The 25,123-nt window shown below is 32.9% G+C and carries 27 protein-coding genes; 20 read left to right on the forward strand and 7 right to left on the reverse strand.

What is annotated here, in order from left to right; translation table 11 throughout:
• Positions 1–86: 86 nt before the first annotated feature.
• The 7 genes from gatC to dinB all read left to right on the forward strand — a co-directional run bounded on the left by gatC (position 87) and on the right by dinB (position 8,055).
• On the forward strand, positions 87–389 hold the full coding sequence (gene gatC, locus NGI30_RS03090) for an Asp-tRNA(Asn)/Glu-tRNA(Gln) amidotransferase subunit GatC (RefSeq protein ID WP_251518440.1): 303 nt from the start codon (positions 87–89) through the stop codon (positions 387–389).
• Between the two features lies 1 nt (position 390).
• Positions 391–1,848 (forward strand): Asp-tRNA(Asn)/Glu-tRNA(Gln) amidotransferase subunit GatA, encoded by a 1,458-nt coding sequence (gene gatA, locus NGI30_RS03095; protein WP_251518442.1) that lies wholly within the window; start codon positions 391–393, stop codon positions 1,846–1,848.
• 12 nt (positions 1,849–1,860) lie between these two features.
• Positions 1,861–3,288, forward strand: a complete 1,428-nt coding sequence (gene gatB / locus NGI30_RS03100) for an Asp-tRNA(Asn)/Glu-tRNA(Gln) amidotransferase subunit GatB (protein WP_251942691.1) — start codon at positions 1,861–1,863, stop codon at positions 3,286–3,288.
• A 340-nt stretch (positions 3,289–3,628) separates the two neighbouring features.
• A complete protein-coding gene (locus tag NGI30_RS03105; protein WP_251942693.1) occupies positions 3,629–4,546 on the forward strand; it encodes a diacylglycerol kinase in 918 nt (305 codons plus the stop codon).
• Between the two features lie 121 nt (positions 4,547–4,667).
• Entirely contained in the window at positions 4,668–6,029 is a 1,362-nt protein-coding gene (rlmD, locus tag NGI30_RS03110) for a 23S rRNA (uracil(1939)-C(5))-methyltransferase RlmD (protein ID WP_251942695.1), read from the forward strand.
• A 201-nt stretch (positions 6,030–6,230) separates the two neighbouring features.
• The gene (locus NGI30_RS03115; RefSeq protein WP_251518450.1) at positions 6,231–6,779 is read left to right on the forward strand and encodes a DUF3267 domain-containing protein; all 549 of its coding nucleotides are present in this window, start codon (positions 6,231–6,233) and stop codon (positions 6,777–6,779) included.
• A 205-nt stretch (positions 6,780–6,984) separates the two neighbouring features.
• On the forward strand, positions 6,985–8,055 hold the full coding sequence (gene dinB, locus NGI30_RS03120) for a DNA polymerase IV (RefSeq protein WP_251942697.1): 1,071 nt from the start codon (positions 6,985–6,987) through the stop codon (positions 8,053–8,055).
• 250 nt (positions 8,056–8,305) lie between these two features.
• Here dinB and NGI30_RS03125 read toward each other — a convergent pair whose 3' ends face one another.
• Together NGI30_RS03125 and ftnA are read right to left on the reverse strand one after the other, a co-directional pair.
• Positions 8,306–8,890, reverse strand: coding sequence for a 3'-5' exonuclease (locus NGI30_RS03125; protein ID WP_285813487.1), 585 nt, complete (start codon positions 8,888–8,890; stop codon positions 8,306–8,308).
• Between the two features lie 299 nt (positions 8,891–9,189).
• Positions 9,190–9,690: an H-type ferritin FtnA gene (ftnA, locus tag NGI30_RS03130; RefSeq protein ID WP_251518472.1), complete on the reverse strand. Its 501-nt coding sequence runs from the start codon at positions 9,688–9,690 to the stop codon at positions 9,190–9,192.
• Positions 9,691–9,854: 164 nt separating this feature from the next.
• Here ftnA and murT point away from each other — a divergent pair, with 164 nt between their 5' ends.
• Both murT and gatD read left to right on the forward strand, forming a co-directional pair.
• On the forward strand, positions 9,855–11,171 hold the full coding sequence (gene murT, locus NGI30_RS03135) for a lipid II isoglutaminyl synthase subunit MurT (protein ID WP_251942699.1): 1,317 nt from the start codon (positions 9,855–9,857) through the stop codon (positions 11,169–11,171).
• Positions 11,171–11,890: a lipid II isoglutaminyl synthase subunit GatD gene (gene gatD / locus NGI30_RS03140; RefSeq protein WP_251518476.1), complete on the forward strand. Its 720-nt coding sequence runs from the start codon at positions 11,171–11,173 to the stop codon at positions 11,888–11,890. Before murT ends, gatD begins: the two co-directional genes overlap by 1 nt.
• A gap of 91 nt (positions 11,891–11,981) precedes the next feature.
• On the opposite strand, the gene NGI30_RS03145 is transcribed toward gatD, so the two are convergent.
• Positions 11,982–12,968 (reverse strand): FUSC family protein, encoded by a 987-nt coding sequence (locus NGI30_RS03145; RefSeq protein ID WP_251518478.1) that lies wholly within the window; start codon positions 12,966–12,968, stop codon positions 11,982–11,984.
• Between the two features lie 166 nt (positions 12,969–13,134).
• Here NGI30_RS03145 and map point away from each other — a divergent pair, with 166 nt between their 5' ends.
• From map to vraR, 5 genes are all read left to right on the forward strand, one after another.
• On the forward strand, positions 13,135–13,887 hold the full coding sequence (gene map, locus NGI30_RS03150; protein WP_251518480.1) for a type I methionyl aminopeptidase: 753 nt from the start codon (positions 13,135–13,137) through the stop codon (positions 13,885–13,887).
• Between the two features lie 104 nt (positions 13,888–13,991).
• Complete coding sequence (locus NGI30_RS03155; RefSeq protein WP_251942701.1) at positions 13,992–14,378, forward strand: hypothetical protein; 387 nt, start codon at positions 13,992–13,994, stop codon at positions 14,376–14,378.
• Positions 14,379–14,396: 18 nt separating this feature from the next.
• Positions 14,397–15,098 (forward strand): cell wall-active antibiotics response protein VraT, encoded by a 702-nt coding sequence (gene vraT, locus NGI30_RS03160; RefSeq protein ID WP_251518484.1) that lies wholly within the window; start codon positions 14,397–14,399, stop codon positions 15,096–15,098.
• On the forward strand, positions 15,095–16,138 hold the full coding sequence (vraS, locus tag NGI30_RS03165; RefSeq protein ID WP_251518486.1) for a sensor histidine kinase VraS: 1,044 nt from the start codon (positions 15,095–15,097) through the stop codon (positions 16,136–16,138). Before vraT ends, vraS begins: the two co-directional genes overlap by 4 nt.
• The gene (gene vraR, locus NGI30_RS03170; protein WP_251518488.1) at positions 16,128–16,757 is read left to right on the forward strand and encodes a response regulator transcription factor VraR; all 630 of its coding nucleotides are present in this window, start codon (positions 16,128–16,130) and stop codon (positions 16,755–16,757) included. The genes vraS and vraR overlap by 11 nt, the downstream gene beginning before the upstream one ends.
• Before the next feature lie 120 nt (positions 16,758–16,877).
• Here vraR and NGI30_RS03175 read toward each other — a convergent pair whose 3' ends face one another.
• The 3 genes from NGI30_RS03175 to NGI30_RS03185 all read right to left on the reverse strand — a co-directional run bounded on the left by NGI30_RS03175 (position 16,878) and on the right by NGI30_RS03185 (position 19,150).
• On the reverse strand, positions 16,878–18,071 hold the full coding sequence (locus NGI30_RS03175) for a YihY/virulence factor BrkB family protein (protein ID WP_251942703.1): 1,194 nt from the start codon (positions 18,069–18,071) through the stop codon (positions 16,878–16,880).
• A 323-nt stretch (positions 18,072–18,394) separates the two neighbouring features.
• On the reverse strand, positions 18,395–18,679 hold the full coding sequence (locus tag NGI30_RS03180) for a YtxH domain-containing protein (protein WP_251518492.1): 285 nt from the start codon (positions 18,677–18,679) through the stop codon (positions 18,395–18,397).
• A 6-nt stretch (positions 18,680–18,685) separates the two neighbouring features.
• On the reverse strand, positions 18,686–19,150 hold the full coding sequence (locus NGI30_RS03185) for a low molecular weight protein-tyrosine-phosphatase (RefSeq protein ID WP_251942705.1): 465 nt from the start codon (positions 19,148–19,150) through the stop codon (positions 18,686–18,688).
• 593 nt (positions 19,151–19,743) lie between these two features.
• Here NGI30_RS03185 and NGI30_RS03190 point away from each other — a divergent pair.
• Genes NGI30_RS03190 through NGI30_RS03200 form a run of 3 tightly spaced genes read left to right on the forward strand, consistent with a single transcriptional unit; the run spans position 19,744 to position 21,743 of the window.
• On the forward strand, positions 19,744–19,926 hold the full coding sequence (locus tag NGI30_RS03190) for a DUF1128 family protein (RefSeq protein ID WP_418129309.1): 183 nt from the start codon (positions 19,744–19,746) through the stop codon (positions 19,924–19,926).
• A gap of 13 nt (positions 19,927–19,939) precedes the next feature.
• Positions 19,940–21,178, forward strand: coding sequence for an aminopeptidase (locus NGI30_RS03195; protein WP_251518502.1), 1,239 nt, complete (start codon positions 19,940–19,942; stop codon positions 21,176–21,178).
• Between the two features lie 34 nt (positions 21,179–21,212).
• Complete coding sequence (locus NGI30_RS03200) at positions 21,213–21,743, forward strand: acyl-CoA thioesterase (protein WP_251518504.1); 531 nt, start codon at positions 21,213–21,215, stop codon at positions 21,741–21,743.
• A 62-nt stretch (positions 21,744–21,805) separates the two neighbouring features.
• Here the strand turns inward: NGI30_RS03200 and yfkAB are convergent, their stop codons facing one another.
• Positions 21,806–22,960 (reverse strand): radical SAM/CxCxxxxC motif protein YfkAB, encoded by a 1,155-nt coding sequence (gene yfkAB, locus NGI30_RS03205; protein WP_251518506.1) that lies wholly within the window; start codon positions 22,958–22,960, stop codon positions 21,806–21,808.
• A 181-nt stretch (positions 22,961–23,141) separates the two neighbouring features.
• Here yfkAB and NGI30_RS03210 point away from each other — a divergent pair, with 181 nt between their 5' ends.
• From NGI30_RS03210 to sgtB, 3 genes are all read left to right on the forward strand, one after another.
• The gene (locus tag NGI30_RS03210; protein WP_251518508.1) at positions 23,142–23,312 is read left to right on the forward strand and encodes an SE1561 family protein; all 171 of its coding nucleotides are present in this window, start codon (positions 23,142–23,144) and stop codon (positions 23,310–23,312) included.
• Positions 23,313–23,407: 95 nt separating this feature from the next.
• Positions 23,408–23,929: a type 1 glutamine amidotransferase domain-containing protein gene (locus NGI30_RS03215; RefSeq protein WP_251518510.1), complete on the forward strand. Its 522-nt coding sequence runs from the start codon at positions 23,408–23,410 to the stop codon at positions 23,927–23,929.
• A 242-nt stretch (positions 23,930–24,171) separates the two neighbouring features.
• Positions 24,172–24,984 (forward strand): monofunctional peptidoglycan glycosyltransferase SgtB, encoded by an 813-nt coding sequence (gene sgtB / locus NGI30_RS03220; RefSeq protein WP_251518511.1) that lies wholly within the window; start codon positions 24,172–24,174, stop codon positions 24,982–24,984.
• The last annotated feature ends 139 nt before the right edge of the window (positions 24,985–25,123 follow it).

The following is a 25,123-nucleotide window of genomic DNA, read 5'->3' on the forward strand; positions in this document are numbered from 1 at the left end:
CGTCATAATAGTAAAAAACTTAGATTTTTAGTTGGAATTTTGATACAATTTTATAATGAATGAGTAAACAAGGAGGCTTTTATTTCATGGCTAAAGTTACACGTGAAGAAGTAGAACACATTGCTAATTTATCACGACTTCAAATTAGTGATGATGAAACAGAAAAAATGCAGGGAACGTTAGAAAGCATTTTAAATTTTGCCAATCAAATTGAAGAAGCAGATACTGAAGATATTGAACCAACATATCACGTATTAGATTTACAAAATGTATTGCGCGAAGATAAAGCAAGCGAGGGAATTCCTCAAGAAGAAGCATTAAAAAATGCTAAAGAAACAGAAGATGGCCAATTCAAAGTACCATCTATTATGAATGAGGAGGACGCGTAAGATGACGATCCGTTACGAATCTGTAGAAAATTTAACTAAATTAATTAAAAATAAAGAAATTAAACCATCACAGATTGTTAGTGATATTTATGATGCAATTGAAGAAACAGATCCGACTATTAAATCATTTCTTGCTTTAGATAAAGAAAATGCCATTAAAAAAGCACAAGAGTTAGATGAATTACAAGAAAAAGACCAAATGGAAGGTAAATTGTTCGGTATTCCTATGGGTATCAAAGATAATATCATCACAAAAGGTCTAGAAACTACTTGTGCAAGTAAGATGTTAGAAGACTTTGTTCCAATTTATGAATCAACAGTAATGCAAAAACTTCATGATGCTCAAGCAGTATTAATCGGAAAGTTAAACTTAGATGAATTTGCTATGGGTGGTTCAACTGAAACATCTTATTTCAAGAAGACAGTTAACCCATTCGATCATAAAGCTGTACCAGGTGGTTCTTCAGGTGGTTCTGCAGCAGCCGTTGCGGCAGGATTAGTTCCTTTCAGTTTAGGTACAGATACAGGTGGTTCAATACGTCAACCTGCTGCATATTGTGGGATTGTAGGTATGAAACCAACTTACGGACGAGTTTCACGTTTTGGTTTAGTAGCATTCGCATCTTCATTAGACCAAATTGGTCCATTAACACGTAATGTTAAAGATAACGCACTCGTACTTGAAACAATTACTGGTGTTGACGAAAATGATATGACAAGTGCACCAGTTGAAGAAAATGACTTTACCGCTGATATTGGCAAAGACATTGACGGCTTAAAAGTTGCACTTCCAAAAGAATATTTAGGTGAAGGTGTTTCTGAAGAAGTCAAAGCTTCAGTGAAAGAAGCCGTTGAAACATTAAAATCTTTAGGTGCTACCGTTGAAGAAGTATCATTACCAAATACTAAATTTGGTATTCCATCTTATTACGTAATCGCATCATCAGAAGCGTCATCAAACCTTTCACGTTTTGATGGTATTAGATATGGTTACCATTCACCACAAGCTAAGACACTAGAAGAACTTTACAAAATGTCTCGTAGTGAAGGCTTCGGTGAAGAGGTTAAACGTCGTATCTTCTTAGGTACTTTCGCATTAAGTTCAGGTTACTACGATGCCTTTTATAAAAAATCACAAAAAGTAAGAACACTTATTAAAAACGATTTTGATCGCGTATTTGAAAATTACGATGTCGTTGTCGGACCTACAACACCAACAACAGCATTTAACCTTGGTGAAGAAATCGATGATCCATTGACGATGTATGCGAACGATCTATTAACAACACCGGTTAATTTAGCTGGTTTACCAGGTATTTCTGTTCCTTGTGGCCAATCAAACGGTCGCCCAATCGGTCTACAATTTATTGGAAAACCATTTGATGAGAAAACTTTATATCGTGTTGCTTACCAATATGAAACTAAATTTAATTTTCATGATAAATACGAAAACTTATAAGGAGTGGAAACCATGCATTTTGAAACAGTAATTGGACTTGAAGTCCATGTTGAGTTAAAAACAGATTCTAAAATATTCTCTCCATCACCTGCACATTTCGGAGCAGAGCCTAACTCAAACACAAACGTAATCGACTTAGGTTATCCTGGTGTGTTACCAGTATTAAATAGACGTGCTGTGGACTGGTCTATGAGAGCTGCGATGGCTTTAAATATGGATATTGCAACAGAATCTAAATTTGATCGTAAAAACTATTTCTATCCAGATAATCCAAAGGCATATCAAATCTCACAATTTGATCAACCTATCGGAGAAAACGGATATATTGATATCGAAGTTGATGGAGAAACGAAACGTATCGGTATTACGCGTTTACACATGGAAGAAGATGCCGGTAAATCAACACATAAAGAAGGTTATTCTTTAGTTGATTTGAATAGACAAGGCACGCCTTTAATTGAGATTGTATCAGAGCCAGACATCCGCTCACCACAAGAAGCTTACGCCTATTTAGAGAAATTACGTTCAATCATCCAATATACAGGTGTTTCTGACTGTAAAATGGAAGAAGGTTCATTACGTTGTGATGCGAATATTTCTTTACGTCCATATGGTCAAGAAGAGTTTGGTACAAAAGCAGAACTTAAAAACTTAAACTCATTTACATTTGTGCGTAAAGGGTTAGAATACGAAGAGAAACGCCAAGAAGAAGAATTGCTTAATGGTGGAGAAATCTTACAAGAAACACGTCGTTTTGATGAGTCTACAGGTAAAACCACACTAATGCGTGTTAAGGAAGGCTCAGACGATTATAGATACTTCCCAGAACCTGATATCGTTCCACTACATGTAGACGAAGATTGGAAAGCGCGCGTGCGTGAAACGATTCCTGAATTACCAGACCAAAGAAAAGAAAAATATGTTAATGATTACGGATTACCAGCATATGATGCACACGTTCTTACGTTAACTAAAGAAATGTCTGATTTCTTTGAAGGTGCAGTAGCTGAAGGTGCTGACATTAAATTAACATCTAACTGGTTAATGGGCGGAGTAAATGAATATCTTAATAAACATCAAGTAGAATTATTAGATACTCAGTTAACACCTGAAAACCTTGCTGGTATGATTAAATTAATCGAAGACGGTACAATGAGTAGTAAGATCGCTAAAAAAGTCTTCCCTGAATTAGCAGAAAATGGCGGAGATGCAAAACAAATTATGGAAGATAAAGGTTTAGTCCAAATTTCGGATGAAGATACTTTATTAAAATTCGTAAACGAAGCTTTAGATAATAACCCACAATCTGTAGAAGATTATCAAAATGGTAAAGGTAAAGCGATGGGTTATTTAGTAGGACAAATTATGAAAGCTTCTAAAGGGCAAGCGAATCCTCAATTAGTTAATAAACTATTGAAACAAGAGTTAGATAAACGCTAATTATTTCATTGATATAAATAGGCCATGCATAGAATAGTCATTAATAAATATGACTTTGTCTTATGTATAAACGTCAATTTCTATTTTAACTTACATAGAAATTGACGTTTTTTTGTTATCAATGAATAATACTGTTATAAATGGTAAGCTGAATTGAAAATAAAACTTATCCTGATTAACATCGTTTCTATTTACAAAAATTGTATCCATTAAGATCAATACACATCTGTGAAGAAATCATGTAGAATAAATGAGCAGACAAAGTTTAACCGAAATGCTTTTAACAATACGCTAAATCATTTAATATAGATAATGAGTAAATAAAGTCGAGGGATAAAATATGAGAAAACGTGTTAGAATCATTTATAACCCGACATCAGGTAAAGAGTTATTTAAAAGGACGTTACCAGATGTGTTAATAAGGTTAGAAAAAGCTGGGTTTGAAACGAGTGCATATGCAACTGAAAGAGAAGGCGATGCGACCATCGAAGCGCAACGTTGTTTAGAACATAATTATGACGTTTTAATTGCAGCTGGTGGCGATGGAACTTTAAATGAGGTTATTAATGGTATAGCCGAACATCCAGAGCGACCATCTATAGGTATCATCCCTATGGGTACAGTGAATGACTTTGGTCGTGCCCTACATTTACCTACAGATATCATGAGTGCAATAGATGTGATTATTGAAGGACATACAACGCGTGTAGATATCGGGAAGATGAATAGTAGATATTTCATAAATCTTGCAGCTGGTGGACAACTTACACAAGTATCTTATGAGACACCAAGTAAATTAAAGTCAATCGTCGGACCATTTGCATATTACATCAAAGGTTTTGAAATGCTACCACAAATGAAAGCAATCGATATTCGCATCGAATTCGATGATGATGTATTCCAAGGAGAAGCTTTATTATTCCTACTTGGTTTAACGAATTCAATGGGAGGCTTTGAGAAGTTAGTACCGGATGCCAAATTGGATGATGGTTACTTCACTTTAATTATAGTAGAAAAAGCCAATCTAGCAGAGTTAGGACATATTATGTCTCTTGCTTCCCGTGGAGAACATACGAAGCATCCTAAAGTACATTACCATAAAGCACAATCTATTAATATTTCTTCATTTGACGATATGCAATTGAATGTCGATGGTGAATATGGAGGAAAATTACCTGGTAATTTCTTAAATTTAAAGCAACATATCGAAATTTTTACGCCGGATGATATTAACAATGAAGAACTCATTGAACAGTAAATCAAAGTTAATAGATAGTAAAAATGGCTATGGATACATTTAAACGACGTACATTTTATAAAGTAGAGGTTAGGTAAAGCATGATTTGAAACCTAACCTCTTTTAATGTGGAGGGATAAAGATGAGTACACTACAAAAAAATGATATACACCGAGGTCGTGTCATCGACCTTACTCACGAAGGACATGGAGTAATAAAAATTGACCGTTATCCTATTTTCATCCCACAAGCTTTAATAGGTGAAGAGATAGAGTACAAAGTGATTAAAGTTAAGAAAAATTTTGCCATAGGTAAACTATTAAATGTCCTTAAAGAAAGTGAGGACCGAGTTGAACCACCTTGTGTTTATTATTATAAATGCGGTGGATGTCAGCTGCAGCATATGACATACGAAGCACAATTAGCTATGAAAAAAGAACAAGTGGTAAATTTATTTCATAGAAAGGGTGGTTTCGAAGATGTCATTATTCACGATACAATTGGCATGGAAAATCCTTGGCGATACAGAAACAAATCTCAAATTCCAGTAGGTACAAATAAAGACCAACAAGCCATCATGGGTTTTTATCGTCAACGTAGTCATCAGATTATTGATATGGATGAATGTTTAATACAAGCGCCAATACATCAAGAAATTATGAATAAAGTCAAACAATGGTTCAATGAATTAAATGTCAGTATTTATGATGAACAAAAGAAACAGGGGCTTATGAGACATGTTGTAATTCGTACAGGACATTACTCTGGCGAGGTCATGGTAATTTTTGTTACTAATGGTAAGAAATTCAAAGAAAGTAATATTTTTGTAGAGAGATTACAAGAGGCGTTTCCACAAATTGTTAGCATCAAACAGAATATTAACACGTCCCATTCAAATGTGATTATGGGCCCACAATCAGTAACGTTTATTGGAAAGGATACGCTACAAGATACGTTATCTGAAGTCGAATTTAAAATGAGTGATCAGTCATTTTATCAAATTAATACAGAACAAACTGAACATCTATACCAACGTGCTTTAGACTATGCGAATTTGCAAGGTGAAGAGATTGTACTAGATACTTATTGTGGAATTGGTACGATTGGTCTTTATATGGCACAACAAGCGAAACACGTTTACGGTGTTGAAGTAGTGCAAGATGCAATCGATAACGCACAAGATAATGCGACTAAAAATCGATTCAACAATACGACTTTTGTCTGTGGTAAAGCAGAAGAAGTTATTTTAAAATGGAAAGCTCAAGGAATCAAGCCTGATGTAGTGATGATTGATCCGCCACGTAAGGGATGCGATGAAACATTCTTAAACACAGTTTTAGAACTCAACCCTAAAAGAATCGTTTATATTTCATGTAATCCATCCACTCAACAAAGAGATGCAAAAATTTTAGATCAACAATACAAACTTAAACAGATTACACCCGTCGACATGTTTCCACAAACGACACATGTTGAAACCGTAGCTCAATTTGATAGAAAATAATTTTAATACAACTACATGTTATTAACATTGTATAGTAATAAATTGAGTTTTAAAGTTGTGGGTTTATATTATTTTATATTGCAAAAAGCGTTGGTTTATTAAATTTCAATTACAAAACAATTAATTTAGATAAAGTCACTTTAAACGTGGTTCTAATCGCAGTATACTGAAGGTAACTTAGTGATGTAAGGAGCTGGCTGTATGTTCAAAGTTAATTTACTTTCAAATAAAAAGGCATTTGAAAGATTTGTTCTTTTACAATTTACAATTGTTATGATGTGCATTCTAATTTTTTATAAAGTTGCTTATACATATACACATATTATAGAACAAAATATTTTGTTAAATGTAGTTTATGGTATTGTAGGATTTAGCATTTTATATTTCATACATGAATTTATTCATAACATGATGTTCCGTTTATTATCAAAAGGACAAAAGCCAGCCTATCAATTACAATACGGTCTCCTTACTACGCACATGCCAAATGTTTATTTTAAAAAATGGCAATACCTCACGATTATGTTAGCACCACTTGTAATTATCACTTTAATTTTATTTATTGTGTTTTCTAACTTTGCTTTTTCATCTATTATTTTTATGATGAGCTTTCACGTAGGATACTGCGTATTCGATCTTTACTTCTTAAAAGGCGTATTCAATAGTGAAGTTAAATATATTGAAGATACGACTGAGGGAATTGTGTATTATACGCAGGCTCCGATGCAAGTACAAACCGATTTTAAATAAAAAAATGATAACTTTGTAGTAAGTTAGCTATCAACTTCTATAATTGTTGACTTGATGATTCAACAATTTATTTATAGAAGCGGTAGCTAACTTTTTCATTTCTAATATACAATGAAATATGAGCAATTTTTACGAAATATCACTTTAAATTCGTTAAGATTTATTAATAAATAAACTTTGTTGCGAGATGATGGGGGTGAATCATATGTCTGAACGTAGAATTATACATATAGATATGGATTATTTTTTTGCTCAAGTAGAAATGAGAGATAATCCAGAATTAAAAGGGAAACCAGTCATCGTGGGAGGTAAAGCAAGTAACCGTGGCGTAGTGTCTACGGCCTCATATGAAGCAAGAAAATATGGTGTGCACTCTGCTATGCCTATGGTACAAGCACATAAATTATGTCCAGACGGTTATTATGTCACGCCTCATTTTGAAAGATATCGTGAAGCATCTCAACAAATAATGGATATCTTTAAAAGTTATACAGATATCGTTGAACCATTATCTTTAGATGAAGCTTACTTAGATATCACGCATCTAGTTAGACCAGATTTACCAGCATCTCACATCGCTCAATTTATCAGACGAGATATATTAGAAGCTACACAATTAACTGCCTCAGCAGGTGTCTCATATAATAAGTTTCTTGCAAAGTTAGCCAGTGGAATGAATAAACCCAATGGTCTTACAGTTATAGATTATAACAATGTACACGAAATATTAATGGGACTTGATATAGGTGGGTTTCCAGGGGTGGGGAAAGCATCTAAAGCAAAGATGCATGAAAATAACATCTATACAGGTCAAGATTTATATGATACGAGCGAACGTGAGTTAATAAGATTATTCGGTAAGAGAGGTCATGGTTTATACAATAAAGCGAGAGGGATAGATTATAATCCTGTTAAATCGACTAGAATTAGAAAATCTGTAGGGACAGAACGTACATTTGCTACAGATATGAACGATGACGATACAATTTTACAAAAAATATGGGAATTAAGTTGTAAAACGTCAGAGAGGTTAGCCAAAATTCAAAAATCAGGTAAGACTGTCACGGTTAAAATTAAAACATTTCAATATGAAACACTATCCAAACAACGGAGTCTCAGAGACCCGGTAAAAAGTGAAACTGATATCTATAATATTGCATATGAATTGTATACTGATTTAAAAAATCCTGATGTACCTATTAGATTAGTTGGGGTTACAGTAGGCAATCTAGAAGAAGTTTCTTTTGTGAATATGACTATTTATGATTATTTGTAACATCATAAGAGATAATATAAAATCAAGTGTGGTTATGGTTATATTATATATGAAAGCCATGTAATATTTTTGTAAGTTTATCTATTTAGCAAAAAATAATACGAGTCACTAAAATGATTCGTATTATTCTAAAGTTTTTAACAAAAATGTTATACATTTTGTTATACTGATGTTGAATTCATTTTTGAATTGTATATGATAATACATAAAAATAAATGTTGTGTTAGTTAAATTCACACCTCTATTGCATTTATTTCAATGCATCTTTGTCCTGTAGATTTTTACCGTAAATATTGAGCATAGTAGATAAATCGTTATAGTGCTTTAATAAACGGTATGTAATCATTGCACATGCTTTTGCATCATTGAGTGCATCATGATGTCCTTTGAAGTCTAAATTGTAATATTCCATCATGTAATTTAACCCATAACGATGATTTGTAATTGTTTTTCTAGAAAGTTGAAGAGAACAAAAATAAACTAGATTGGGCGTTTTATGACCGATAGCTCTAATACTTTCATGCAATACATTCATATCAAATGCAGCATTATGTGCTACAACAGGCAAACCGTCGATAAAGTTCATCATATGTGGAAACACGATATCAAACGTCGGAGCATGTATCACATCATCGGGATGAATGCCGTGGACGTTGATATTTTGTTGTGAAAAATAATCTTTTGGGTTAACTAACGTATAAAATGTTTCGGTAATTTGATGATTAATGACTTTAACCATACCGACTGAACAAATACTTGTGCGTTTGCCATTCGCTGTTTCAAAATCTAGGGCAATGTAGGCATTATCACTCATCGAATGTAGTTCCTTTCTCATTGAGTTTGAATGGTAGGGTGTTGATGGTTGCTAAAATGAATTAATGACCATGTTATTTTTTATAAAATGTGACAACACGTTATCTGAGTCACTATAAAGGCAATAAGGGAGTGGGACAGAAATCGAATACTTTTAATAGAGATTTCGTAGTCCCACCCCGGCAAGGATGACTAGTATTAAAAAAGCTTGATATAAGCACATTTTCAATTCAGACATTTATTGCTTAGTTGACAAAAAGTCTGAGACATTTATTTTTGTCTCAGACTCTAATGCATTGTATATATTATTGGATGGCTTTATTATTCTTCATCGAAAGAACGACTAGCAAGCTCTTTTTCATAAAGATAAAGCGTGTTACTATCGTCACCGATACGTTTTAAATAATCGATGTGTGTTTCAAACATTGATTCTTCTTCTACTTGTTCATCTAAGAACCAATTTAAGAATGAAATTGTAGCGTAGTCTTTTGCGTTATTAGCTAACTCTGATAAGTTATAAAAACGTTTAGTTACATCTTGTTCCTGGGCTAAACCATCTTCAAATGTTTCTAAGATGCTATTGAAGTCAGATTTAGGAGTTGAAATAGATGAAAAGATTGCGTGTTCGCCACGATCATTAATATAGTCATATATTTTTTGACCATGGAATCTTTCTTCTTTAGCTTGTTCAATGTAGAAGTTTGCAAATCCATCATATGATTCTTTGTCGCAATATGCCGCCATCGCCATATAAGCGTGTGCAGCGTAAAATTCATGGTTCATTTGTTCATTTAAAGCATTTAATAAATCTTTGTTTAACATAATCAAGCCAACCTCCATTCGTTATTGACTACATTATAGCAAATTTATAAAGTTCAGTAAATTATAATTATTATAATCTGGAGGTCGCTTTTTCAACCAACTTATTTAGTGTAATTCATAAATTAAAAATGATATAATTTTCCAGTGGAAAAGGGAGGAAACTGATGAAACGTTGGAGCGCAATTCAATTAGCAAAATTGACCAGGAGAACGAGTAAAGCTTTAGGGAAAAATGGTACAAATTTACCAGGAAAAGTTGCTAGAACTATAGATAAAAATATATTAAAAAAATTAGCTACACAAGTTGATGAAATTGTATTTATTAGTGGAACCAATGGTAAAACAACAACTTCAAATTTAATCGGCCACACATTAAAAAAGAATGGAATTAAAATTATACATAATAACGAAGGCGCAAATATGGCGCCGGGCATTACCTCTTCATTTATTCTACAAGGTACACAAGAAACAAAAGTCGCGATTATTGAAATTGATGAAGGGTCTATTCCGCGCGTATTAAATGAAATTACACCAACGATGATGGTTGTTACTAACTTCTTTAGAGATCAAATGGATCGATTTGGTGAAATAGATATCATGGTAGATAATATCGCGAAAGCAATTCAAAACAAGGGCATTAAATTACTCTTAAATGCTGATGACCCCTTTGTTAGTAGATTAAAGATTGCGAGTAAACACGTTATTTATTATGGCTTAAAAGCACACGCACATGAGTTTGAACAAAGTACAATGAATGAAAGTAAATACTGTCCAAATTGTGGGAAGCTCTTACATTATGATTATATTCATTATAACCAATTAGGACATTATTATTGTTCATGTGGCTTTAAACGTGAAGCTACCAAGTATGAAATATCGAAATTTACAGTAAATCCATTTATACAGTTTTCTCTCGAAAATCAAATTTATAATATGAAATTAGCAGGAGATTTCAATGCGTTTAACGCAATTGCGGCTTATTCAGTGTTGAGAGAGCTCGGTTTAAATGATGATTCTATTAAAAAAGGATTTGAAACATATACCTCTGATAATGGTCGCATGCAATACTTCAGTAATGAATCGAAAGAGGCAATGATTAATCTAGCTAAAAATCCAGCAGGTATGAATGCTAGTTTATCTGTGGGAGAACAAATACGTGATAATAAAGTTTATGTTATTAGCTTAAATGACTATCCTGCTGATGGTAGAGATACTTCATGGATTTATGATGCAGATTTTGAAAAGTTAAATGACCAACAACTCGAGGCTATCATCGTAACAGGAACAAGAGCAGAAGAATTACAGTTACGCTTGAAACTTGCAGAAATTAAAGCGCCGGTCATTTTGGAAAGAGATATTCATAAAGCTACGGCTAAAACGATGGATTTTAAGGATTGTTATACCGTTGCTATACCTAATTACACATCTTTAGAACCAATGTTAGAGCAACTAAACTACTCTTTTAGGGGGAAACATAAGTAATGCGCCAACTAACCGTCTATCATTTTTTGCCGGATAAGTTAAATTTATATAGTGATATTGGCAATATCCTAGCCTTGAAACAACGAGCTAAATTACGCAATATTGAGTTGAAGGTGAAAGATATCAACGTAACAGATGGTATTACCTTTGACGCTTGTGATATATTCTTTATCGGCGGAGGTAGTGACAGAGAGCAATCATTAGCCACGAAAGAATTAAGTAAAATCAAAGTGAAATTGAAAGATGCTATAGAAGATGGCATGCCAGGCTTAACCGTTTGTGGTGGCTATCAATTTCTCGGTAGCAAATATATAACTTTAGATGGGACAGAGTTAGAAGGTTTAAATATTTTAGATTTCTATACAGAATCTCAACAAGATCGATTGATTGGTGATGTCGTCATTAACAGTGAAACATTCGGAACAATTGTAGGTTTTGAAAATCATGGCGGCCGTACGTATCATCAATTTGGTTCATTAGGTAAAGTTGTAAACGGCCATGGTAATAATGGACAAGATGCGAAAGAGGGCATCCATTATAAAAATTTACTCGGGACATATTTACATGGGCCTATTTTACCTAAGAATCATGAAATCACTGATTACTTGTTAGAGAAAGCATGTGAACGAAAAGGGATTTCGTTTGAGCCACAACAGGTTAATAACGATGAGGAAGAAGCGGCGAAAAAAGTAATTATCGATCGTGTGAAAAATAAATAAATGAATAAACTAAAGGTCAGGGCATAGTACAGTGGTTGCGGTAATTTCCGTAAGTGCAACCTAAATGTAAACATGATGTCCTGACCTTTCTTTATGCAAATCGATGATCGAGAATGCGATATATTAATAAAATTTCATAAATAACGTGACTCTTAAGTTGATGTTTATCAAATTCATCAAGTTGTTTAACAGAACTCTTTAATACTGAGACAGAATTTTTTTGACGTTCGAAGTGGCCTGTAGCCTGGATATCACTAATACTTTCAGCAATATAGAGAATAGCTAAACGTTCTTCTTGCGTAAATTTAATATTCGTATCTTTGGGTAAATAAACAATATTTGATAAATGTGTAATAAATAAGCGATTTGTATGCGCTCGGGTTGTTAACGATTTGATTTGGATCCATTCATCATCACGATGCTTATGGTAACCTAATTCATCTTTTTGATAAGTGAGTAATGTTTCTATTTTTTGCGTAAGGCGCATTAATGCAGAAAGTCTTTTATAAGCATTATTTGCTGAATACTTACCCATTAAAAGTTGTTTCACACGTTCGTTGAATAACTGATACATTTCTGTTTCCGTCTTATTAATACTGTCGTTTACTTGGTCGTAGTATTTAGGTGGTAAAATGATAAAATTCACTAAAGCTGCTGTAACAAGACCAATCATCGCTGTGAGCAATCTTGAAAAGAAATTGTAGAGGTATGCTTCATGTATACCAGGAATCATAGCCATAGCTGTTAACGTAGCAACAGTAGTTCCAACGTGTAAATTGAGCTTTGTACACAACACAATTGTGAAAGTGGCACTTAAAGCATAAGTTAATGCATTTCCATCACCGAGTAAAAAAGTAAATAACACAGAAAATAGTGCTCCAATTATCGTCGCTGGTAATCTTTTATAACCTTTTTTAATTGAAGCTTTAGCTGTAGGTTCAATCGTTACGATAGCTGTTAAAATGGCGAATATAGGATTTAGATTTAGCAACAAGCAAAATAAAGCCGTTAGAAAGGTAGCTAAACCTGTCTTCAAAGTTCTGGCGCCTATAATATTTTTATACCAATGTTCATTCATATAAAAACTCCTAGTAATATGATTCAAACACTTCTTGATTATGAAGTTATGTAATTCATCTAAGTAAAGTGTTAAACTGGTTATGTTCGTATAATATAATTTATTATATCAAATGAAGTTTGCTATAATAAGGAAGAAATTAATTTTTAAAAAGGAACGGGATAATATGATAGTAAAAACTCAAGAAGAATTAGATGCATTAAAAGATATTGGCTATATTTGTGCACTAGTTAGAGACAAAATGCAGGCCGCAACAAAGCCTGGAGTAACAACAAAAGAATTAGATAATATCGCTAAAGATTTATTTGAAGAACATGGCGCTATTTCAGCTCCTATTCATGATGAAAACTTTCCGGGACAAACATGTATCAGTGTTAATGAAGAGGTTGCGCATGGCATCCCAAGCATTCGTAAGATTAAAGAAGGCGACTTAGTAAATATTGATGTATCTGCCTTAAAGAATGGTTATTATGCTGATACAGGTATTTCTTTTGTTGTAGGTGAAACTGATGAGCCTATTAAACAAAAGGTTTGCGATGTTGCATTAGAAGCATTTGATGCAGCAATGCTCAAAGTCAAACCAGGCTCTAAATTAAGTCAGATTGGTAAGGCAGTTCATGCAACAGCACGTAAAAATGACTTAACAGTTATAAAGAATTTAACAGGTCACGGCGTAGGACAGTCACTTCACGAAGCACCAAGTCATGTAATGAACTATTATGAACCGAAAGATAAAACGTTACTAAAAGAAGGTACTGTTATCGCAGTCGAACCATTTATCTCATCAAATGCAACATTTGTTTCTGAAGGTAAGAATGAATGGGCTTTTGAGACGAAAGATAAAAGCTATGTAGCGCAAATTGAACATACTGTTATTGTTACGAAAGAAGGACCTTTATTAACTACTAAAATTGATTAGAAAGTGTTTCGGTCTAAAGTACTAATTCAAGATGGTTCCGGAGCCTATATGCATGGTTCCGGATATTTTTTATAATAGAATCTAATCGATTAAGAGGTGATTCTATGAATTATATAACAACATATTTAGAAAAAATGACTAAAAATTCAATAAACACAAGCTTAGTAGAATATCAAAAATATTTGGATAAAAAGCTAAGAAGTGTGGAGATGTATATCAAATACTTAATCGAACGTAAAGATTATTTAGGTGAATTAATCCATCAATTAACAGTGACATTAGAAAATAGATATATGGATGTTTTAGATGAAATTCATGTGAGCCGTGCACAAGCAATCAATGATGAAGAAATAGAACAAATTAAGCAGGAATTAAATGAAATGGAAGCGGACTATGCACGAATCGAATCCGATTTATCGTATCATGCAGAAGAGAAAGTAAATATTGAAACAGAGTGTGATTTAATCGAACGATTAAGTTTAGTCGCTTAAGAAGAAAGGTGGCGAAACATGACAAATAAATATTTATCAACAGAAATGTTGATTATTTTTACGACATTAATGATTATTGCCAATTTTTATTATATATTTTTTGAAAAAATTGGATTCTTGCTCGTTTTACTACTTGGGCTCATACTAGTTTATGTAGGGTATCTTTATTTTCATAAAATTAGAGGGTTATTATCATTTTGGATTGGTGTATTATTAATAGCTTTCACGCTCTTATCTAATAAATACACGATTATTATACTATTTTTATTCTTAATCGTATTTATTATTCGTTATGTCATCTATCGTTTTAAACCGTTGAAAGTAATAGCGACAGATGAACCTGTTGAGTCACCTGAATTTATTAAACAAAAATGGTTCGGTGAACAAAGGACACCTACATATGTCTATAAATGGGAAGACCTCCAAATTCAACATGGTATAGGGCATGTGCATATTGATATGACGAAAGCAGCGAATATTAAAGAAGATAATACTGTAGTATTGAGACACATGTTAGGTAAAATTCAAATTATTGTACCATTGAATTATAATATTAAATTACATTTTTCCACGATATATGGGACGGCATATGTGAATGAAAAAGCCTATAAAGTAGAAAATAATAATATTAAAGTTGAAGAAGAAAATAAAGCTGAAAACTATGCAGTTAACATATATGTTTCATCATTACTCGGTGATGTTGAGGTGATTTATAAATGAATCACTATATAAGAGCAATTGGATCAATGCTAATATTAGTTTATAGCACGTTTTTTGCTATCTTTTTTATCGATAAAGTTTTTGTTAACATAATGTACTTCCAAGGTATGTTTTATACTCAAATTTTTGGAATACCCGTATTATTATTTGTTAACTTATTAGTTATATTATTATGTATTATTGTAGGGTCAGTATTAGCTTACAAAATTAATCAACAAAATCATTGGTTACAAACGCAAATAGAACGTTCCATTGAAGGACAGACAGTCGGTATAAACGATAAAAACATCGAACTGTACAATGAAACGATTGAGTTATATCAGACATTAGTACCGTTAAATCAAGAAGTCCACAAACTGAGAATGAAGACCCAAAATTTAACAAACGAATCTTATAATATTAATGACGTTAAAGTAAAGAAAATTATAGAAGATGAACGACAAAGACTTGCACGTGAATTACATGATTCAGTGAGTCAACAATTATTTGCAGCAAGCATGATGTTATCAGCTATTAAAGAGACGAAACTTGAGCCACCATTAAGCCAACAAATCCCTACACTTGAAAAGATGATTCAAGATTCGCAACTAGAAATGAGAGCATTACTATTGCATTTAAGACCAATTGGCTTAAAAGATAAGTCACTTGGAGAAGGAATAAAGGATTTAGTAATTGATTTAAAGAAAAAAGTGCCAATGAAAGTGGTACACGATATAGAAGAATTTGAAGTTCCTAAAGGGATAGAGGATCACTTATTCAGAATTACGCAAGAGGCGATATCTAATACTTTGAGACACTCTCAAGGTACAAAAGTGACCGTTGAACTATTTAATAAAGATAAGTATTTATTGCTACGTATTCAAGATGATGGGAAAGGCTTTAATGTTGATGACAAAGTTGAACAAAGTTACGGTCTTAAAAACATGAGAGAAAGAGCGATAGAAATTGGTGCAAACTTTCATATCGTATCGTTACCTGATTCAGGTACGAGAGTTGAAGTTAAAGCACCTTTAAATAAGGAGGATTCAGATGCCGATTAAAGTATTATTTGTTGATGATCATGAGATGGTTCGCATTGGTATTTCAAGTTATTTATCTACGCAACCAGATATTGAAGTAGTTGGGGAAGGGAAATCTGGTAAAGAAGCAATTGAAAAAGCCCATGAACTTCATCCGGATTTAATTTTAATGGATTTGCTCATGGATGACATGGATGGGGTAGAAGCGACAGAACAAGTTAAAAAAGATTTACCTCATACGAAAGTATTGATGTTAACAAGTTATATCGAGGATAACGAAGTGTACCGTGCTCTAGATTCTGGCGTTGATAGTTATATCTTAAAGACAACGAGTGCGAGTGATATTGCAGAAGCGATTCGTAAAACTCATGAAGGTGAATCAGTCTTTGAAGCAGAAGTGCTCGTGAAAATGCGTAATAGAATGAAAAAACGTGCTGAGTTATATGAAATGTTAACTGAACGTGAAATGGAGATACTACTATTAATTGCTAAAGGTTATTCTAATCAAGAAATTGCAAGCGCCTCACATATTACGATCAAAACGGTTAAAACCCATGTAAGTAATATCTTAAGTAAACTAGAAGTCCAAGATCGAACACAAGCTGTTATTTATGCTTTCCAACACAACTTAATACAGTAATATGAAAAGAGATAGACTATATTTTGGGGATTTTCATATTATGAAAAAAGAGTGATTTCTAAATCGATAAATGATAGAAATCACTCTTTATTTATTAACTTAAATATTATTTAGTTGGGTTTAGTCACGGTGTTGTGTTGTTGATTTATCTTCATGGCTGTGATCATGATGTACATAGTCGTTTACGTCATGGTCATCAGTCATGTAAGTACTATTTTTACCTTGTTGATTTTGTTTTTTTAATCGTTGAAATTCTTCAAGCTTTGCAAAAGATTGTTCTTCAGGTGTCTTACCAGATACAATCTTGCGTTGGTGCATAATAGCATTTATTTCTGCACCGATAATAATGATAAAGCCTGTGATATATAACCAGAACATTAAAATAATTACACCGGCAAGGCTACCGTACGTTTTTGAATAATTTGAGAAGTTCGAAATATAAAAACTAAATAATAACGTTCCTACTAAAAACGCTATCGTAGAGAAAATCGCACCCGGTATTACTGACTTAAGTTTAATCTTTACATTTGGTGCCAATGTATATAATACGGTAAAGGCAACAAATATAACGATAAGTGGTAACACAGTTTGGATGATGCTAAATACTGGTTTTATCGCTCCATCTAAACCAAGTGGCCCAAATAATAGGTCACTAATTTGTTTACCAAATGCTGGTAAAATTAATGCGATAGGTAATATCAGCACCATTGCTAAAGTAAATAGTACACTTAATAGTTTAGAAACAACGAAGTTTCTATTATCTTCAACATCGTAAGCTACATTAAATGAATTCATTAGTGCTGTCATTCCGTTTGAGGCAGACCACAATGCTAAGATTAAACCGATTACTAAGCCGAGACCACTACCTTGGTTTAATATATCATGTAACACACTACCGATATTTTGTTTATAATCTGCTGGTGCGTGTGCCTGAGCTTGTTTGATAAGTTTGTCTACTTGAGATTTACTAATTGTAATTGATACGACAGATAGTAAGAAGATTAACATCGGGAATAGTGACAACATAAAGTAGTATGATAATTGTGCTGCAAGGCCCGAAGCATCATCTTTACCTATCTTATAAATTAATTGTGAGAAAAAGTTTGAGTTTTTCGTATATTTCGCTGGTTTATTGATACGAGAAACGAAAAATGTTTGATTATCTTTCTTAGGTGTCTGTGATTTAAATTTAGCAGGTAATATGTACGTACGATCACGTTTAGAACTTGATTTTTCTTTTTCTTGCGCGTTTGTATCTTCTTTATCTTTAATACTATTCAGATAATCAGAAGTAGATTGCTTTCTTTTCGACATATTAGATCTCCTTATGTATTAATAATGTATCTTTTAATATACTGTATAAAGTTATAAAGGTAAACAAGATAATTGATAATATTTCCATAAATTTTATACAGTACATTTAAATATAGAGTAAATGTTAGTTTAAATTAATTGTTTTTAAGAAGTTTTCTACTAATCGTAAAATGAAATTTATAAAGTAATGATCGTAATAAAGTTTTAATCATAAAATTAAACAGAACATATATTAAATAAAGACTCCTAGAACTATTTGTATAAATTCTAGGAGCCTTCATTTTATTTATGAACAAATCATATTATTGAATCTTAAGCTGGAATTAACCGTTTAAACGTTGGTTTTTACGTTGTTGGAAAGTTTCCTTAGCGTCTTTCAATGAACGTTCAAGTTCAGGATTGTTACGTCTGATTTCTTGTACAACGTCTTTCCAATACATAACTTCTTCTTTAAGGTCGCTGATTTTAGAAGAACCTTGAGATTTGTTACCTTCTTTAGCATCTTTAATTGAACGTTGCAATGATTGGCGTGTAGATTTGTCAGCTAACGTTAATGAGCCTCCAATTACAGCACCTAGTAAAATTCCTGGAATTAATTTATTTCTCATATTAATTTACCCCTCTCTTAAATTAGCATCTTTTATTATAAAATCAATGAGATTATCACAAGATGATTGTACCATTTTATACACACCTGTGAAATTATTTGTATAATATGGATCAGGTACATCTGTTTCTTTCATATCGCTGAATTCCAATAGCTTAAAGAGTTTACCTTTAATATTGGGATTGATTGACTTGATATTATCCACATTACTCTGATCCATCGCAATAATATAATCAAAATCATCATCCGATTGGAACAGTTCACTTATCATACCATCATATGGGATGCCATGTGAATCTAGAATTTCTTTTGTACCTTCATGTGGTGTTTCTCCTAAGTTCCATTGACCAGTTCCTCGAGAAACAACTTGAATATCAGTTATATTTTTGTCTTTGAGTCTTTGTCTCATAATCGCTTCAGCCATTGGCGAACGACAAATATTTCCTAGACAAACAAATGCTACTGTTTTCATTATTATGTACCTCCCAATTATATTCTTTTAATTCCCAGTTTAAAGCATTTTTAATCATGTTACATCATAAAAATTATGGCTCATATCTTATGTAACAGATTTTTAAAATTTAACATTGATTAATAACAATTATACCAATGTTTTTTGACGGAAGTACAATTATAATCCAATCAAATATTAATCATTTAATAAAGCAAAGTTATTCCTATAATGAGAACAAAATCAATGAAATTAAGCTTTTGTTGGTCTGCAAGTAAGACATTATTAACAATATAATTGTCTCGTGTTTTTGCATAGGATTTCAATTTTTTGCTGACAAAAATATATACATATTTAAACATCGAGTAGATTACGCAAGTAACAATAAATATTAAAATAAGGTGTAACATCATTAAACTCCTTTTATAAAAATAGGGGACAAGACAATTTATATAACGAATTATTTAATAACGTATATTCATCTATTCAATCATTATTTTATACCTTTGCCTGTTTAATTTAAAGAGCATTTGTTGTTACAGTTTTACAACGATAGCATATTTGATAGAATACATAAAAAAGAGGTGAAAATCGTGTCAAATCAAAATGAACAAATGATAGAAGAAATTAGAGAAAGATTAAACATCGTAAATCAAGGTTTGATTGATCCAGAAAACTTTAAATCAGCAGATGAAAAAGAAGTGCGTGAAATACATGATTACGTAACTAACAAAGCATCGCTTACACCAAGCGAAGTATCTGCTATAGCAGATGCCTTAGGGCAAATTCGTAAATAAAGGAGCATGCAGTATGAGCCAATTACAAGATAAATTACAACAATATGCTCAATTGTTAGTAAATGTTGGTATGAATGTACAAAAAGATCAACCAGTATTTATCAGATCCACAGTGGATGCGGTTGAGTTAACACATTATATAGTAGAAGCGGCTTATGAACGAGGTGCTTCAGATGTGAAAGTTGAATATAGTGACGATCGATTGGCACGTTTAAAGTTTGAAAACGAACCATTATCACATTTTGAAAATAATGAAGTGAAATCATATGAAGTTGAAAAACGCATGGATTATGTTAAACGTGGTGCTGCTAATTTAGCTATTATTACGCAAGATCCTGACCTATTAAGTGGGATTGATGCAGATAAATTAGCCACATTCCAAAGAGAATACTCACTTGCTTATAAAGATTACATGGAAGCAAGTCAAAAAAATCAATTCCCTTGGTGTGTAGCAGCATTCCCATCAAAAGCATGGGCTGCAAGAGTGTATCCTGACTTACCTGAAGATGAAGCTTATTCACAATTCATCGAAGAAGTCTTAGATATTGTACGTGTAGACGGCAATGATCCAACAGAAAACTGGAAAAAACATGTGGATAATTTAAGTCAACATGCACAAAAATTACAACAAAAAAATTATAAATCACTTGAATATATTTCAGAAGGTACACACCTGGAAATAGGTTTACCTGAAGGACATATTTGGGAAGACGCGACGAGCTATACGAGTGAAGGACAAGCTTTCGTTGCAAATATTCCTACTGAAGAAGTGTTTACAGCACCACATCGCCTTCAAGTGAATGGTTATGTTACAAATAAACTACCATTAAGTCATAATGGTACCATCATTGACGGATTTACTTTAACTTTTGAAGAAGGTAAAGTCGTAGATTTCAAAGCTGACAAAGGTGAAAATGTATTACGTGATTTACTTAATACAGATGAAGGTGCGAAACATCTAGGAGAAGTTGCATTAGTACCTGATGATTCACCAATTTCTAATCGTAACACTATATTTTATAATACATTATTCGATGAGAATGCAGCATGCCATATTGCCTTAGGTTCCGCTTATGGATTTAACATCGAAGGTGGAACAGAAATGACTACCGAACAAAAGGTGGAACATGGCTTAAATGATTCGTTAGTTCATGTAGACTTTATGATTGGTAGCTCAGATTTAACAATCTATGGTATAACTCAAGATGGTAATAAAGAACTTGTATTTGAAAATGGTAATTGGGCTAAATAATAGATAAGATGATATAAAAAAGGGAGTTTATAAAATGACCGTACAAGAAAAAGCCATGTCAGAGTCTAAGAGTATCAAGACACGCCAAGTATTCCCACAAGATACAAATCATCACCACACAATGTTTGGTGGCACACTAATGTCAAATGTTGATGAAATTTCAGCTATTACAGCGATGAAACATAGTAATTCTCAAGTTGTGACAGCTTCAACAGACTCTATTGATTTCTTAATGCCAATAAAGACAGGAGATATCGTAGCCTTTGAAGCAATTATCTCTTATGCAGGTTCATCTTCAATGGAAGTATGTGTTCAAATATTTATTGAAGATGTATTTAAAAATGAAAGACATCTGGCAGCTTTAAGTTTCTTGACGTTTGTAGCGTTAGACGACGAAGGTAAACCGCATAAAGTACCTAAAGTTTATCCTGAAACTGAAACGGAAAAGTGGTTCCATGAAACAGCAGTCGCACGCGTAAAAAGAAGAAAAGAACGAAGAGAAGAAAGTAAGAAAACGATAGAATTCTTGTCTGAAGTCCAAAAGGAAAATGAAAATTTAAAATAAAATACTAGTATGCTTATTTAAAAAGACCGACCACTTCAAAATTAGAAGCGTCGGTCTTTATATTATTTCATATTATATATTTGATGCATCATTCGCTCTTTTTCTCTGAAATCTGTTTGCGGATAATACATATTTTTCACAAGGACGTTAGGCCCTAAGCAATGAAACTCCGAACAGTGACAATTTAAAGATTGAGCAAGTGGGGTATTTAGCCATTGATCAAATACATCAGGTAGTTTGTCGTTTTTAATATTTGATATTGTGCCCGTCTCATCACCGAAATCTGTCACAATTACATTACCTGTGAAGACATTTACATTGAGTCGATTTCTGCCATCTGGATCGTTACGCATCGTTACATTCGTTGAATTTCTTAATTGGTTTAACAAGGCTTGATCATTTTCATCGTTGATACATGGATAAATAGGTAAAGTACCAAATAACATCCATGTGTCAGGATCGCGTATTTCAAGTAAGTATCTAATTGCATCTTTCATTTCTTTCAGAGGTAATACTTCTAGTTGACTTGCAAAGTCTGCTGGGTACATAGGATGAATTTCATGACGCTGGCATTTCATATCATGAACAATTTCATTATGAATCTTTTTAAGGTATGGTCTTGTGCTTTGGTTTAACATCGTTTCGGCGGAAATAAACATACCTTGTTCAGAAAGTGTACGCGAATTATTTATCATTTGATCATATAATTTTAATTTCGCTTTTAAAGATGGTTGTTTCTCCATTGCGCCAAAACCAACATCTGTAAATTCTTCTATCGTGCCCCAATTATGTGAAATATGCATGACGTCAATATATTCTGCGATATCTAAATAACGATCGAGCGGTAATGTTAAGTTTGAGTTCATCTGCACATAAATACCGCGTTCGTGAGCGTATTTAATTAGTGGCTTAACAACGTTTTTAATGGATTTTTTAGAAAACATTGGTTCTCCACCAGTAATCGACATTGTTTTTAAATGGGGGATTTCGTCTAAACGACGATAAATTAAATCCATAGGTAATGGATCAGGGTCTTTCGTTTGTAGCGTATATCCAACCGCACAATGGCTACAACGCATATTACATAAATTCGTCGTTGTAAATTCTACGTTACTCAATGTCAGTTGATTATGTTCTCGAATATCATTGTAGGCTTCCCATGGGTCATTGTTGATTGAGATAGGTGCTTTGATATTTGTAGTATATGTATTTATCATTTATTAAACTTCCTTTAAATTCAATTCATATTTAAAAAGTATGTATATATCGTACTTAATTATAATATCTTCTCTTATGAGTATTGTATTAATGACTATTCTTTATTATTGAGACTATATCAATTTTTGTCAAATTCATGTTAATATAATATTATCTTATTTCAAAGGAGTTACTTTTATAATGGATGAAAATCAAACAATTGATCAGATTAAATCTAGATTAGAAAAATTTATCGACGATATTGATCACGTTAATCCAGATCAAGTGAAAGTAGAAGACATTGATGAATGGATCGGGTTACTAGATCAACTCGAAGAAAAGGTTAAAACAGTTTCAAAAACGTCAGAGTAATAGTGGTTAAGCCTTTTCATGAGCACATTTATGTTTAAGCATCCCTTTTAACGTTTATAATAAATATATAACTTACAAGGGAAAGGTGATTTATAATGGCTAAAAAAGTAGCAATTATCGTAACAGACGAATTCGAAGATGTAGAATTAACAAGCCCTAAAGAAGCAATTGAAGAGGCAGGCCATGAAACTGTTATAATTGGTAACGAAGCAAATAGTGAAGTTACTGGTAAACACGGAGAAAAAGCAACTGTAGACGTAAGTATTGCAGATGCTAAAGCAGAAGATTATGACGGTTTATTAATCCCTGGCGGATTTTCACCAGACCATTTACGTGGCGATTCAGAAGGTAGATTCGGTGCATTTGCGAAATACTTCACAGCAAATGATGTACCAACATTTGCAATTTGCCACGGACCTCAAATCTTAATCGATACAGATGACTTAAATGGTCGTACATTAACAGCAGTATTAAATGTACGTAAAGATTTATCAAATGCAGGTGCACAAGTTGTAGATGAATCAGTAGTAGTTGATAAAAACATCGTTACAAGTCGTACACCAGACGATTTAGATGACTTTAATAGAGAAATTGTTAACCAATTAAATGAAAAATAAGTAACGATTTTTAAAAGCTTAATGCAAACGCATGATGTTTGAGCTCATATAAATAGAATCCCGTCAATTAAGAATCACGTATTCTTAATTGACGGGATATTTTTATATAGAAAGAACTGAAACTTACTGAGGACTTGATTATACACCCTTGGACTGATTTTTACTTTTTACTATAGCTTAATTTTTAAGCACCTGTTAAACTCACTTATAACGATATGTGAGCAATATAAAGGAGCTATCGAATGAAGAGAAGCGATCGAATAAAAAAAGAAGAGCAACAGTACATGGAACAGCGTTACAACCAACCACAACATAATACTTACTATCAACCTTTGAACAAACCACCTAAGAAGAAAAAAGGCAAAGGGTGTCTACTATTATTACTTATACCTATTGTAATTGTTATCGCAGCCTTTTTAATTTTGATGTATGTATTGTCGTTACAATCAAATGTAGATGATTTGAAAAAAATTGAGAATAAATCGTCATTTGTTCCAGCCTCAAATATGCCTAAATATACTAAAGGGGCATTTATTGCAATGGAAGATGAGCGATTTTATAAACATCACGGACTTGATTTTAAAGGTACTTCACGAGCATTATTCTCTACTTTGAGTGACAAAGATGTTCAAGGTGGTAGTACCATTACGCAACAAGTAGTAAAAAATTACTATTATGATAATGAACGCTCATTTTTGAGAAAAGTAAAGGAATTATTTGTTGCAAGACGTGTTGAAAAGAAATATGATAAAGACGAAATTTTAAGTTTCTATGTTAACAATATATACTTTGGAGATAACCAATATACTGTTGAATCGGCCGCAAACCATTATTTCGGTGCCACAACGAACGAAAATAATAGTAGCCTACCAAAAATTACCGTATTACAAAGTGCAATGTTAGCTAGTAAAGTGAATGCACCAAGTGTTTATAATGTAAATGAACGCTCTGAAAGATTCGTAAATCGAGTAAAGGTTAACTTAGAAAAAATGAAACAACAAAATTACATTACAGAATCACAATATAAAGAAGCGATACAACAATTAGGCGTATAGCCTACCGAAACAGAAGGTCTTTCCGTATTTTAGGAAGGCCTTTTTTTTGGGTGTGGGACAGAAATCGAATTTTCTAAGAGATATTTCGTGGTCCCACCCCTGTAAGGATGACTAGGATTGGAGAAAGCTTGATATAAGC

The sequence above is a fragment of the Staphylococcus sp. Marseille-Q5304 genome (assembly GCF_943737015.1).
Classification (GTDB): Bacteria; Bacillota; Bacilli; order Staphylococcales; family Staphylococcaceae; genus Staphylococcus; species Staphylococcus hsinchuensis.

Coding starts and splice junctions, on each gene's coding strand:
- NGI30_RS03175 (WP_251942703.1), bottom strand. CDS start 18,071: ATGTCGAAAAGAAAGCAATCTACTTCTGATTATCTGAATAGTATTAAA.
- gatC (WP_251518440.1), top strand. CDS start 87: ATGGCTAAAGTTACACGTGAAGAAGTAGAACACATTGCTAATTTATCA.
- NGI30_RS03145 (WP_251518478.1), bottom strand. CDS start 12,968: ATGAATGAACATTGGTATAAAAATATTATAGGCGCCAGAACTTTGAAG.
- NGI30_RS03105 (WP_251942693.1), top strand. CDS start 3,629: ATGAGAAAACGTGTTAGAATCATTTATAACCCGACATCAGGTAAAGAG.
- map (WP_251518480.1), top strand. CDS start 13,135: ATGATAGTAAAAACTCAAGAAGAATTAGATGCATTAAAAGATATTGGC.
- sgtB (WP_251518511.1), top strand. CDS start 24,172: ATGAAGAGAAGCGATCGAATAAAAAAAGAAGAGCAACAGTACATGGAA.
- vraT (WP_251518484.1), top strand. CDS start 14,397: ATGACAAATAAATATTTATCAACAGAAATGTTGATTATTTTTACGACA.
- NGI30_RS03185 (WP_251942705.1), bottom strand. CDS start 19,150: ATGAAAACAGTAGCATTTGTTTGTCTAGGAAATATTTGTCGTTCGCCA.
- ftnA (WP_251518472.1), bottom strand. CDS start 9,690: ATGTTAAACAAAGATTTATTAAATGCTTTAAATGAACAAATGAACCAT.
- NGI30_RS03125 (WP_285813487.1), bottom strand. CDS start 8,890: ATGAGAAAGGAACTACATTCGATGAGTGATAATGCCTACATTGCCCTA.
- yfkAB (WP_251518506.1), bottom strand. CDS start 22,960: ATGATAAATACATATACTACAAATATCAAAGCACCTATCTCAATCAAC.
- NGI30_RS03180 (WP_251518492.1), bottom strand. CDS start 18,679: ATGAGAAATAAATTAATTCCAGGAATTTTACTAGGTGCTGTAATTGGA.
- dinB (WP_251942697.1), top strand. CDS start 6,985: ATGTCTGAACGTAGAATTATACATATAGATATGGATTATTTTTTTGCT.
- NGI30_RS03210 (WP_251518508.1), top strand. CDS start 23,142: ATGGATGAAAATCAAACAATTGATCAGATTAAATCTAGATTAGAAAAA.
- gatA (WP_251518442.1), top strand. CDS start 391: ATGACGATCCGTTACGAATCTGTAGAAAATTTAACTAAATTAATTAAA.
- gatD (WP_251518476.1), top strand. CDS start 11,171: ATGCGCCAACTAACCGTCTATCATTTTTTGCCGGATAAGTTAAATTTA.
- NGI30_RS03115 (WP_251518450.1), top strand. CDS start 6,231: ATGTTCAAAGTTAATTTACTTTCAAATAAAAAGGCATTTGAAAGATTT.
- vraR (WP_251518488.1), top strand. CDS start 16,128: ATGCCGATTAAAGTATTATTTGTTGATGATCATGAGATGGTTCGCATT.
- gatB (WP_251942691.1), top strand. CDS start 1,861: ATGCATTTTGAAACAGTAATTGGACTTGAAGTCCATGTTGAGTTAAAA.
- NGI30_RS03155 (WP_251942701.1), top strand. CDS start 13,992: ATGAATTATATAACAACATATTTAGAAAAAATGACTAAAAATTCAATA.
- NGI30_RS03200 (WP_251518504.1), top strand. CDS start 21,213: ATGACCGTACAAGAAAAAGCCATGTCAGAGTCTAAGAGTATCAAGACA.
- murT (WP_251942699.1), top strand. CDS start 9,855: ATGAAACGTTGGAGCGCAATTCAATTAGCAAAATTGACCAGGAGAACG.
- rlmD (WP_251942695.1), top strand. CDS start 4,668: ATGAGTACACTACAAAAAAATGATATACACCGAGGTCGTGTCATCGAC.
- vraS (WP_251518486.1), top strand. CDS start 15,095: ATGAATCACTATATAAGAGCAATTGGATCAATGCTAATATTAGTTTAT.
- NGI30_RS03215 (WP_251518510.1), top strand. CDS start 23,408: ATGGCTAAAAAAGTAGCAATTATCGTAACAGACGAATTCGAAGATGTA.
- NGI30_RS03195 (WP_251518502.1), top strand. CDS start 19,940: ATGAGCCAATTACAAGATAAATTACAACAATATGCTCAATTGTTAGTA.
- NGI30_RS03190 (WP_418129309.1), top strand. CDS start 19,744: ATGATAGAAGAAATTAGAGAAAGATTAAACATCGTAAATCAAGGTTTG.